This window comes from Peribacillus muralis (genome assembly GCF_001439925.1).
Lineage (GTDB): Bacteria > Bacillota > Bacilli > Bacillales > DSM-1321 > Peribacillus > Peribacillus muralis.
On sequence record NZ_LMBV01000032.1, the window covers coordinates 23,012 to 35,211 of the forward strand.

General features: G+C 39.8%; 8 protein-coding genes and 1 riboswitch. Of the genes, 1 reads left to right on the forward strand and 7 read right to left on the reverse strand.

From position 1 onward, the window contains the following. Nucleotides 1-204: 204 nt before the first annotated feature. The 6 genes from ASU00_RS22110 to ASU00_RS22140 all read right to left on the reverse strand — a co-directional run bounded on the left by ASU00_RS22110 (nucleotide 205) and on the right by ASU00_RS22140 (nucleotide 7,113). On the reverse strand, nucleotides 205-987 hold the full coding sequence (locus ASU00_RS22110; protein ID WP_057915617.1) for a hypothetical protein: 783 nt from the start codon (nucleotides 985-987) through the stop codon (nucleotides 205-207). Nucleotides 988-1,386: 399 nt separating this feature from the next. Next, nucleotides 1,387-2,646, reverse strand: coding sequence for a cation:dicarboxylate symporter family transporter (locus ASU00_RS22120; RefSeq protein WP_057915619.1), 1,260 nt, complete (start codon nucleotides 2,644-2,646; stop codon nucleotides 1,387-1,389). Nucleotides 2,647-2,816: 170 nt separating this feature from the next. Next, nucleotides 2,817-2,963: riboswitch (cyclic di-AMP (ydaO/yuaA leader) on the reverse strand. A 176-nt stretch (nucleotides 2,964-3,139) separates the two neighbouring features. Beyond that, nucleotides 3,140-4,402 carry an efflux RND transporter periplasmic adaptor subunit gene (locus ASU00_RS22125; RefSeq protein ID WP_057915620.1) on the reverse strand — a complete coding sequence of 421 codons (1,263 nt, stop codon included), beginning with the start codon at nucleotides 4,400-4,402 and terminating at the stop codon, nucleotides 3,140-3,142. A gap of 15 nt (nucleotides 4,403-4,417) precedes the next feature. Next, entirely contained in the window at nucleotides 4,418-5,080 is a 663-nt protein-coding gene (locus ASU00_RS22130) for a hypothetical protein (protein ID WP_057915621.1), read from the reverse strand. Nucleotides 5,081-5,203: 123 nt separating this feature from the next. Beyond that, nucleotides 5,204-6,097, reverse strand: a complete 894-nt coding sequence (locus tag ASU00_RS22135; protein ID WP_057915622.1) for a diacylglycerol/lipid kinase family protein — start codon at nucleotides 6,095-6,097, stop codon at nucleotides 5,204-5,206. A 137-nt stretch (nucleotides 6,098-6,234) separates the two neighbouring features. Continuing rightward, complete coding sequence (locus ASU00_RS22140) at nucleotides 6,235-7,113, reverse strand: TetR/AcrR family transcriptional regulator (RefSeq protein ID WP_057915623.1); 879 nt, start codon at nucleotides 7,111-7,113, stop codon at nucleotides 6,235-6,237. Nucleotides 7,114-7,304: 191 nt separating this feature from the next. Between ASU00_RS22140 and ASU00_RS22145 the strand changes: the two genes are divergently transcribed. Then, on the forward strand, nucleotides 7,305-10,433 hold the full coding sequence (locus ASU00_RS22145) for an efflux RND transporter permease subunit (protein ID WP_057915624.1): 3,129 nt from the start codon (nucleotides 7,305-7,307) through the stop codon (nucleotides 10,431-10,433). 264 nt (nucleotides 10,434-10,697) lie between these two features. On the opposite strand, the gene ASU00_RS22150 is transcribed toward ASU00_RS22145, so the two are convergent. Further along, nucleotides 10,698-11,537 carry a tyrosine-type recombinase/integrase gene (locus ASU00_RS22150; protein WP_057915625.1) on the reverse strand — a complete coding sequence of 280 codons (840 nt, stop codon included), beginning with the start codon at nucleotides 11,535-11,537 and terminating at the stop codon, nucleotides 10,698-10,700. Nucleotides 11,538-12,200 lie beyond the last annotated feature (663 nt).

Consider the following 12,200-nt stretch of genomic DNA (forward strand, 5'->3'; position numbering starts at 1 on the left):
ACCATAAACCTTCATTTCCATCGATACCTTACAGCCTGTTAATGCTGGGGAAAGCGAAACTTCCTTCATTGGTGCCCAATGATTTCTAAGTGCCGCTCACGAACTACCCTCTTATCTTTTATGCATGAGATAGTACGTCTTACTCCTGAAATTCCAAGGTTTTTGATCTATAGAAGATGGACGTCTATAAAGGAGTTGAAAAATTCAAGTGTAGGAGTCATTTTTGATGACGCAATCCCATGTTTTTTCCTTCCTGCTGAAGATGACGAATATATCTGGGTCATCATTATTCCGTTCCAAGAAATCTTCCTGCATTTCATCCATGTTCAAATAATCCCCAACGACCCAGATGGGTATCTCTATTTTCGCTCTTGAGTACTTAACATCGCGAAACGAAAAAACAACGCCCTCTGCAAGTATCGGTACCAATGTAGAAATGACCTCTAACGGGATGGCCGTCAACTCTTTTCTCTTTCGGATTCCGAACCACGTCCGCTCTACTTTTAGCAGCTCCAGCTTGAGCGGTATAAGATTGCCCAGCATCAAATAACATGTCGAAAGAGATCGAAAATAAACCTTATTAAACCATCCGTCGTCCTGAGCGAGATACACATATTGATTATTCAATTTACGAAAAAAAGGAGGCTGCAAATGTGTTTTGGTATGTCCTAAATATAAGAGCTCAGCCAACTCACTTCCGTCCAGTTCATCCAGCCCTTCCGCTTCTTCAAAGTCAATCCAGCAGAAATCGCCATAAGCGCGGACATTTTCTTTAAGAAGCTTGGCAATGGTCTCGGATGATGCGCTCTCTAGCAGCACATTCAAATTGTATTCCCCACCATCGAATTGATGTTTCAATAATAAGATGGAATCCAGGGCAGATGGCAGGGAATAAGCAAATTCCCGAAAATTTAGTCCATTAAAAAGGACAAACCGCTCGGATGCCTGCATATGCATATATAGTATATCATCGCTATCGTTCTTCATAACCTGACCCCCTCCGAGCATTAATCAATACTGTTATTTTATCAAACTTTTTGGTTTTGACGTAGGTTATATAACCGAGATTATTTATCCTCTCGAAATAAACGGAAAAACGCACTGCACCTTCACCTCTTATATAATGAACAAACTCGACACATTTATATATCCACATTATAGAAAAATGAAATCAGGAAGCGGAGCACAAAAGAATCGAGCCGAGGGCAAACCGGAAAAAGGACGGGAACGGGAAGGGCAGAAGGTAAGCAAGGCTTTCCGTAACCTCTTAAATATCTATCAACGGTCTCAGAGATGTGAGGATGTCATACATGTTCAGCGGATTGACGAAATCGTGTTTTACATTAAAAAAAATCCAGAGTGACTTATCACTCTGGATTTTCGGTATTAAGAAACTTGTTTTAACTCTTCTGCGGAAGGAGGGTTGAATTGACCTTCCCATTTAGAGATAACGATTGCAGCTAGTGAATTACCGATAACATTAACTACTGTACGTCCCATATCAAGAATACGGTCGATACCAGCAATGAATGCTAAACCTTCAACTGGAATTCCAACTGTTCCTAATGTAGCTAAAAGAACGACGAAGGAGACACCTGGCACACCAGCAATTCCCTTAGATGTAATCATTAGCACTAGCATTAGCGTAATTTGCTCATACACACTCAAATCAATTCCATACATTTGAGCGATGAAGATAGCTGCTAACGCTTGATATAATGTAGAGCCATCAAGGTTAAATGAATATCCAGTCGGGATAACGAATGTAGCAATATGCTTCGGACATCCCGCTTTCTCCATTTTCTCCATGATTTTCGGAAGAACAGCTTCTGAACTTGCTGTTGAGAATGCAAGAATCAATTCCTCTTTAAGGAGTTTAATTAACGTAAAGATATTGAAACCTACAAATTTTGCAATAAGGCCAAGAACGACGATTACAAAGAAAATCATTGTTCCGTATACAGAAAGAGCTAATTTGCCTAAAGGAATTAAAGATTCCAAACCGAACTTGGAAATGGTCACACCTATTAGGGCAAATACCCCAATTGGAGCGAATTTCATGACCATATTGGTTAAGTAGAACATTCCTTCAGCTGTACCTTGGAAGAAACGGAAAACGGGTTTACCTTTTTCACCAATAGCTGCGATACTAAGTCCAAATAACACGGAGAAGAAAATGATCGCAAGCATATCGCCTTCTACCATCGCTTTAACTGGATTGGACGGTACAATGTGTACGAGTGTGTCTACAAATGATTCATGCTGCTTCGTTTCTGCTGTATCCACATAAGTGGAAATATCCGTCTGTTCCAGATTATTCATATTCACACCAGCACCTGGCTGGATGATATTAGCTGAAATTAGACCAACAGCAATCGCTGTAAGGGTTACCACTACAAAGTATGACAATGATTTAGCGCCAAGTTTACCTACCGCTTTCAAGTCACCTACGCCGGCAACTGCAACGATCAAGCTTGATACAATGATTGGCACAACAATCATCTTAATCATTCTTAGGAAAATGTCCCCGAATGGCTGTAAGAAGTTTTGGGCTGTCGCATTACCATAAAAAATGGCTCCCACGATTATCCCTAGAATTAAACCAATGAAAATCTGGCTTGCTAAACTTAATTTAAATTTTTTCATTTACTTTCCTCACCTTCCATAAAGTCTTTGATGTAAAAACATTTGTCTCGGTAAGGGAAACAGATACTAATAGAAAGAAAGTAATTTTTCTTTTTTTGAAAAACTCTATCTTTACGCCGAAAAAAAAGACACTTCATGTGTCATTTTCTTATTGGCGTGAATATTCACACATGTTCCCTTGAAGACGCTGACGAGGTTAGCTGTCGGGTTAGGATTGGAAACACAAAATGCCCTTTCATCTCTGAATTCACCCCTAGCGGAAAGAATCCACAAAATTGGGTCCCCCGTTCTTGAATAAGATTAAGCGAGTTAACTTATAATAAAATATTATACTAAAAATGTTAATCTGTAAATATTTATTCTTGTCAAACGTATAAAAAATGTTTTAATGTGTCTGAAAATTCAGTATTATATACGTTTCAACTTTAATTCCGGCTCTTAATTTCACCTAATTTAATTATACAGATATATCAATCAAACCCCTTCCTTCATCTTATTTTTCAAGAATGCCAAGCAGCAAATACCTTACCTTCTCCCTAGTGGTGAATTTCTTTAAGGTATCAGTCTTCACTTTTTCAAAATGAACGGGCGTAATAAAATGAGAATGGTTTTTAGACACCATCTTCGGCTCCATTACAATGAAATCACCCACCGCCGGTCCTTTTATAAGTTCCTGCTTTCCTTCTGCTTTAAGCCCCAATGTAGCGTAGTGTTTATCTACATAGCCTTTTTTCGTCAATTTATACACATGCGGTTTTTTAGTTTGATGAACAGCACCTACAGGGATGGATGGCACACCCGCTTTTTGGTTGGTTATTACGGAAAGATCGACCTTGGACCCCACCATCAATGGCTCCGCTTCTCCGCCTTCGGATTCGATCATGGCTTGAAACGGAAACCTGTTATCGTTCTTTAACGTCGGTTCTTCTGCAGGATAAGAATGGATACGGCTTATTTTCCCTTTCAATTCCTGTTTTAAATCAGGGGCGGTTGCCTTTATAGTCATACCCACTTCAGCCTTTTTCATCTCACTTTCGGAGAAATCCCCTTCAATTCCCATATTTGCTGAAGCGATGGATATAATGGGGTTATTAAGGTTTTTATTGATATTCTTAACAATTCCGCCAGCCTCAGTTGTCGTTTCTATTGAGTTGGCCTGTGTCTCGATTGAACTTAATTGGGCACTTAACATCTTCACTTTTTCGTTCAAGCGGTTTTTTTCGAGCTCTTGCTTGTACATTTCTTGCTCTATGTTACTTTTTATAAGGTCCGAGGAGCTCGTTGTTATATCAATGTTCAACTTTTGTTCTATGGAGTCATCTATGACCGCTTTAGAAGGATCACGCTCCAAATTCCCTTGATATGCCCTTAACTTCGCTACGTATTGGTCAATCCCTGAAACCTCTCCTTCAACAGCTGTCTTCTCCGCTGTTAAATTCGCTTTTAGTGCGTCAAGTTCCGTTGTCGTATATTCAAATAATGACGACCCAGCGGCAACTTCATCGCCCTCTTTTACGAGGAATTTCCGAAAGTCGTTATTCTTCGCATCGAAGTATATATCATGCACTTCTGCAGGTTTCACTACAGCTTTTGTTTGAATGGTAGCCGTAATGGTATCTTTTTTTACCTTTGTCCAGTTTTCCACGAAAACGGTTCGTTCCACCTTGCTTTCTTTCTTTTCAATAAGGTATAAGTTAACGGCTATCAAAACGACCGACGCAACGGAGACCGCGGTTACTTTCCATTTCCCCTTCAATTCCCTTCACCCGCCTTATACGAATACTCCCACATGGATGTATGCCAAAAAGGCTTTAACAAACCAAGTAGCCAAATAAAATAGACCTATCATTAAGAAAATGAAATACTTATTTCGTTCTGAAAATCCCTTTAAATAAAAATATTGCAGGAAAATAATGAAAAATTGAAAAATGGAGATTTCACTGAAAACGTGTATAAAGTAATCACTACTGAGAAAATGCTGACTTATAACTCCGAAAGAAAAAGGATTACCATCATTGCCTATATCCAGCAAAATGAAAAGAGGGATCAGCAAGACCTTTTCCAATAACAGCAAACAAAATAGGGTCATTTGAACAACAACTAACTTTAAGTAAGGGATATCCGCGACAATCCAAAAGTATAGAGATGCTAAAAATATGTATAAAGAAGGGTAGATTAGGCCAACAATCATATTGCCGCCCATGATTAACAGTTTTCCCGTCTCGAATTCAGTTACACTCATCGTCGAAATATGTTTGGAAAAAGATTCAGAACCAATGCCAAAATACCCAGCCACAGTGAATACGATAAGACTTAGAAAATATAACAATAGCAATTTACTTCCAAACCGGGTGACCGCTTCAGCATTTTGCAGCTGATAACGACACCTATAAGGCTCAAAAATCCCCTTTAACAATCTTACCTGGTAAACCATATGTGTTCCCCCTGCAAAAATTGATGTTTCTTCTTATATTTTATCTTATTTTGGAAACAATTGCAGATATAAGGAATCAATAAATCAAAAACAACATAATCAACCATAAACTTCCCTGCTTCTCTAACGGGGGGTCAATACCGATAAATGATGCTCAAGCACTTTAATGCTCGCGGGAGTCTGGCTATAATTTTCTCCATCCATATCCACGCTAAGCGGCGCCTCCGTTTCAATGGTGACATTACTCGCCTGTACATAAGTCACTCCCGAATCCGAGCCCGGATCTTCAGTCCATGTACGTTTCATCGTTATTATTTCCAAAAAAGTACTAAGGCTTGCATTTTCCAATATGGCAACGCCAACTCTTCCGTCATCTGGATTCAGCATCGGAAAAGGCAATGAATTGGTCCCGATGAATGACCCATTCATGACCAGGATCATGATCGCTTCCCCTTCTATATGTTTCCCGTCATATTCAACTTTAAAGGGGAAGGCGGCTTTATCGCCAATCGTTCTAATAGCACTCAATAAGTAACCTATCTTTCCGAACTGGTTTTTTTCCTGATCATCTATATTGTTCGAGGTATCGGAAATAAGGCCAATTCCCCAAAAATTAGAAAAGTACGCGTCATTAGCCTTCCCTATGTCAATGGGGCGGACCTTTCCATTAACAAGAGCATCCGCAGCTTGACGAACATTTTGGGGGATGTTCAATGTCCTCGAAAAATCATTGCACGTCCCTCCAGGTAAAATCCCGAACAACGGTCGCTTCGTCAGTGGCGATAGGCCATTTACACACTCATGGACTGTACCATCTCCACCTAATACGAAAACCACATCCATGTCTTCACCATAGTCCAAGCAGAAACGGAATGCATCGCCTTTTTCCTTGGTTTGCAGAATAAGAAACTCATCAATATGCGGGGCGATAACCGGAAGACACCCTTCGAGGTTTTTTGCCAATTTGTGCTTCCCCGCATTCTCATTATAAATCAACATCCCTTTTTTCCATCTCATGTTCTTATCCCCCCAATACTAATAATGTAAAAAACGACTATTCACTACATATACTTTTTCCTAATCCGTATCATTTAAACTCAATCGTGACTTTTGTGGCAAATAAAAAGGAGACGTTGTCCCCTTTTTGAAACCATTTATATATTTGTTAAATATTCCTTCATAGATAAGATAAACTTTGAATATAAAGGGGTCTTCTTTTCGCTTTTGTCCAAAAATAAAACAAGGCTCTCTAAAATTATCGGACTTGGCTTATTTTTTGAGAGCTCTTCTTGAATCGCCCTCAAAGCTTTCGTATTCTTACTCGTTTCCTTTCCTTCTTCATTGCGGGTTTCCACTTCCAACAGCTTTGTGATGATCAAATGGATTTCCTCTTCTGTGTCCAGATCCTGCAAAGTGCATGTAGGTAAAGGGAATTGCTTCAATAGCGGGTCTTCCATGTTTTGTAGGCTAGCGATTAGCGAATTCAGTCTATTCAAGAAGAAGTTAGGAAATAACTCCACTTCAAAAGCATCTTTCTTCCTCATGAGAATGCTCATATATCCTTTGAAAAGGGAATCCAGCATAATTGTGCAGTCCGGCAAGAATTCCGCAGGTAGTTCCGGGTATAATTCCATGATTTTACGTTTGTTCCAAATCAGGCCTTCTTCATGTATATAATGTAAGAACTGATCCAATTCTTTACTGATATGAAACATTTGTTCCTGCATCAGCATTTTTATCAAATTGGTATTACCCGTCATATGCTCAATTTGGACGGAGATTTGCCTTAAAAACTTCTCTTTATTAGATATGGAAGCATCCAGCTCCAAGTCGAGAAGCGAGTCCATCAATGCTTCATAGAAGTGTTTAAAAATGGATACAAGCAACTCTTCCTTCGATTTAAAATAATTATAAAAAGACCCCTTTGCTATCCCGCACTTTTCAACGATTTCTTGAACGGAGGTTGAATGGTAGCCCTTCTCCGAGAAAAGCTCTACCGATTTATCTATAATCATTTTATGTTTTTCATTCATCAGATTCATCCTATCCTCTAAATATTGTCCACATATGACCATTCGGTCACTTCAACCACATTGTATCTTAAAACCTTTGAAATCACAACGATATGACTGAGGATTACATTCTGTTGCAATCGCAATTGATATGCTTTATATTTGAGTCTATGACCAGTTAGTCACAATATTATGTATGGAGGGTAAAGAGCTTGAATTCGATCATTAAATTTTCTTTAAAGAATAAACTGGCAATCTGGTTGCTTACAATCATCATCGTAGCAGCAGGTTTATATTCCGGTTTAAACATGAAACAAGAAACCATTCCAAATATCTCCACCCCTTTAATAAGCATTTCCACCGTTTATCCCGGAGCTGCACCTGAAGAAGTTGCAGATAAACTCACAGACCAAATTGAACAAAAAGTCACCAATTTGTCAGGAGTCGAATTGGTCAGTTCGTCTTCCATGGCCAATGTTTCTTCCGTTCAATTACAATATGATTATGACACAGATATGGACGACGCTGTAAAAGATGTGAAAGAAGCATTGGAGAAGCTTGAACTGCCAGAGGGCGTCGACGATCCAAGCGTTTCCAAATTAGAATTAAATGCTTTTCCGGTTGCCGCACTTAGTGTAACCGATAAGGATTCTGATTTGCCTGCTTTGACAAAAAATGTTGAAGAAGTATTAGTTCCTAAACTTGAAGGAATTGACGGGGTAACATCCGTAACGATTTCCGGTCAACAAGTTAATGAGGGAAGCCTTGAATTCGATCAAGCTAAAATGGCTCAATACGGACTCAATGAAGAAGATGTAAAAAAGGTCATTCAAGCCGCAAACGTCAACATGCCACTTGGCTTATATAATTTTGACGATAAAGAAAAAACAATTGTGGTCGATGGAAACATCTCCACGTTAAAAGACTTGAAAAACATCAAAATACCTTTAACGGGCGGCTCTCAAACAGGAGCACCAGGACAAGCAGCGGCACAAACCAAGCCAGCCACTCCTGAAATGGCACCAAATGCTACCCAAATGCAAAGTGTCAAATTATCGGACATTGCCGACGTGAAAATCATAGGTAAAGCTGAGTCTATTTCGAAGACGAATGGCAGCGAATCAATTGGAATACAGGTTACAAGATCCCCTGATGCCGATACAGTCGCGATCGTCGAAGAAGTGCAAGACCAGGTTTCGAAGTTTAAAGATGAATTTAATGGCGTAAGCGTACATACTACGCTTGATCAAGCCAAACCGATTAAGGATTCTGTCGAAACCATGATTAGCAAGGCCATTTTCGGCTGTCTTTTTGCCATCATCGTGATCATGCTTTTCCTAAGAAACGTTAAAACGACCCTAATTTCAGTCATATCGATTCCATTATCCTTATTGGCAGCCCTTTTGGTGCTCAAACAATTGGATATCTCATTGAATGTAATGACACTAGGGGCCATGACCGTTGCCATTGGCCGAGTCGTCGATGACTCAATAGTGGTCATTGAAAATATTTACCGAAGAATGGCCTTAAAAGGGGAACAATTAAAAGGCGGCGAATTAATTCGTTCCGCCACTAAGGAAATGTTCATCCCTATCCTTTCATCAACGATCGTAACTGTAGCCGTTTACCTGCCGTTGGCAAGCGTTACAGGACCTGTTGGCGAACTATTCATGCCATTCGCTTTAACGATGGTGTTTGCATTGGTCGCATCATTAATCATTGCCATCACTCTCGTACCGGCCATGGCAGACTCATTATTTAAAAACGGCCTTTCCGAAAAAGAATTGAAATCACATGAAGAAAAGCCAAGCAAGCTATCTGGGTTTTACCGCAGGGCACTGAATTGGTCATTAAGCCATAAGTTGATCACATTCGGAACCGCAATATTATTATTAGTCGGTAGCTTATTCCTCATTCCAAGCATAGGTGTCAGCTTCATGCCTGCAGATGAAGAGAAGCAGATTATCGTAACTTATACCCCAGCCCCTGGCGAATTAAAAGAGGATATTGAAAAGGAAACGGAAAAAGTAGAAAAGTACCTAATGGACAAAGATGATGTGAAGACAGTCCAATACACTATCGGTGAAAACATGATGAGTGGCATGATGGGCGGCAACAGTAACTCGGCCCTCTTCTATGTAATTTATGATGAAGATACCGAAAACTTCGGGGAAAAGAAAGAAAAGATCATTAAACATTTAACCAGTCTTGACTCACCTGGAACGTGGAAGCAACAAGAATTCACTTCCACCTCAAGCAACCAAACGACTCTCTACGTCTATGGAAATACACAAAAAGACATAGAACCGGTAATTGATGATATTCAAAATATCATGACAAAAAATAAACAATTGAAAGATGTCGATTCCAGTCTTTCCGATGCATATGAACAATACACGCTCGTGACAGACCAGAAGAAACTTAGTGAACTTGGCCTAACAGCCGCACAAGTTGGCATGTCGATAGCAAATACAAACAAAGATGACGCTCTAACCACAATCATGAAAGATGGAGAAGAAGTCAAAGTATATGTAGAGACAGAAGAAAAGACATTCGAAGATAAAAAAGATCTCGAGAATACGAAAATCACTTCTCCAATGGGAATGGAAGTTCCTTTAAAAGATGTTGTCAAAATTGAGGAAGGCAAGGCATCCGATACGATAAGCCGACGCGACGGAAAAATTTACGCCGACGTTTCTGCAACTATCAAATCGGATGATGTTGCAGCAGTAACTAAAGACGTACAAAAAGAAGTTGATAAATTAGACCTCCCAGCAAGTGTCACTGTAGACTATGGCGGAGTAACCGAAGATATCCAAGAATCATTCACTCAGCTTGGTATCGCTATGTTGGCAGCCATCGCCATCGTTTACTTTGTCCTTGTCGTCACTTTCCATGGCGGGTTAGCACCAATTGCCATCCTATTCTCCTTACCATTCACGGTAATCGGAGCGCTAGTAGGCTTATTCATTGCCGGTGAGACCATCAGCGTTTCCGCGATGATGGGTGTGCTCATGCTTATCGGTATCGTTGTAACCAACGCTATCGTATTGGTGGACCGGGTAATCAAAAATGAAGAATCCGGCTTACCTACACGCGAGGCGCTGCTCGAGGCGGGCTCTACCCGTTTACGTCCAATCTTGATGACTGCCCTTGCTACGATTGGTGCTTTAATACCATTGGCCATAGGCGCAGAAGGCAGCGGCCTGATCTCACAAGGCTTGGGAATTACCGTTATCGGCGGACTAGTGAGCTCTACATTGCTGACACTTGTCATCGTACCGGTAGTTTATGAAGTAATCATGAAAATAGGAAAAAAGAAGAAAAAAGCAGTTAAATAAAGATTCCTAAAAAAACAGACCCCTGTAGAAGGCACTTAACAAAAGTGACGTCCCTACAGGGGTTTTTTATAACCTATATAAGAAATACGCCCGCAGCGAGCGAATGAACCGGGTTGCTTCCGAGCGGGCTGTTTACTCCTTCCCAACCCCACGAGTAGCGCCTCACGCTCCACTCCTGCCGGCACAAAAATGACCGTACGCACTCAGCAATTTATGCACACAAAAAAAAGGAAAGACCGATCCTTCCTTTTTACTTACTATGAATTAGTGTTTAGTGAACGTTTGATCAATCGCATGTTCCAAATCCAACGATTTTTCCTTTAAATAACGCTTTGTCACATTTAAATCTTTATGACCGGCAAGCTTGGATATCGTTTGAATATCTACTCCATTATCCACTAACCTTTGGCAAAATGTATGACGCAATTTATGTGGATGCACATTGTATTTTTTTAGGATATATTGAACCGACCTTGGGGTGATCCTTTGATTATAACTTGAAAGGAACAAAGGATCTGCTTTATCCTTTAACGAATGTAGATAATTTTTCACATGCTGTATAACCGATTGTGTAAGGGGAACGGTTCTATCGATTTCACCTTTTGCATTCCTGACCAAAATATAATTTCGCTCTTTTTCCAAAATGACGTCAGAGCCGTTTATGTCACACAATTCCGAAACACGGATTCCGGTATGCAGCAACAGGTACACGATGGCGATGTTCCTTAGATTTCCCTCTGCTTCTATATCCCTTAGCAGGATTTCCTGCTCTTTTATACTCAAAGTTTCAGGTACCTCATGCTTGTTCTCTTTAACCTTACGCTCAACAGACAGCATTATTTGTGGTTTACCTAAAAATTTAAAGAATACATTAAGAGCGATATAGTGTTTTTCAATTGTCCCTGGACTTTTCTTGCAATTTTCTAAATAATCCAGATAATCCTGAACTTCTTCAGAATGAACCTCCAACAATATCTTTTGTGTCTGGTCACAAAACTGTGAAAGAACACCAGTATACGTTTTAATCGTATTATCTGATTTGCCTTGGTCTTTCAACCATTCAGCAAACGAAAAAATCATTTCATCTTTAGCAGAGGTATCCATCGGCTATTCCCCCAATGACAGTTTCAGAACTAAGTTAAGTTTAACATATATCCCTACAGAAACGAAGGATTCTGTCCATATGTCTTCATCTCTATATGATTAGATATAAAGAGGTATAAAGCAATTGTTCTTATATCAAAACATACTTCATTTATAGTATACCCCATCTTATTCTACATAGTATTTCGTCATTAAAAACTAACAGCTACCTCCCCTTTTATAGCGTTCCATGCATTTATTCACTCCTGGCCATTTCCTGACCGCAATAACCATTGTATATATCAGATTCTGTGTTCTTTCAGAGACGGTACAAAGAATCAGTTCTCCAACCCCCATGTTCCAAAATGATTGATGGACGTGCATGGTAACCGTATCAAATGCGGTCTCCATCGTGTACACCGATCAAGGATCCTTTTAATAAGGTATTTGAAATACTAGCAGTCTTTGATGACTATAAAGCAATAACTTTATGTTTAATATCTTAAAGACATAAAATCGTGCCAGTTTCATACCCAATTCAACCACTATAAACATGAATGTTAATAAAACGCTTAATTGGCATGTAGAACGCTATAGGTTGAATTACGCTGGGTCTAGGCCGGATTAGCAGCTACCTTCCCTTCATTTCGTCATGATTATACACAAAAAAAGACCAGCCGGCTG

Coding starts and splice junctions, on each gene's coding strand:
- ASU00_RS22110 (WP_057915617.1), bottom strand. CDS start 987: ATGAAGAACGATAGCGATGATATACTATATATGCATATGCAGGCATCC.
- ASU00_RS22120 (WP_057915619.1), bottom strand. CDS start 2,646: ATGAAAAAATTTAAATTAAGTTTAGCAAGCCAGATTTTCATTGGTTTA.
- ASU00_RS22135 (WP_057915622.1), bottom strand. CDS start 6,097: ATGAGATGGAAAAAAGGGATGTTGATTTATAATGAGAATGCGGGGAAG.
- ASU00_RS22150 (WP_057915625.1), bottom strand. CDS start 11,537: ATGGATACCTCTGCTAAAGATGAAATGATTTTTTCGTTTGCTGAATGG.
- ASU00_RS22130 (WP_057915621.1), bottom strand. CDS start 5,080: ATGGTTTACCAGGTAAGATTGTTAAAGGGGATTTTTGAGCCTTATAGG.
- ASU00_RS22140 (WP_057915623.1), bottom strand. CDS start 7,113: ATGAATGAAAAACATAAAATGATTATAGATAAATCGGTAGAGCTTTTC.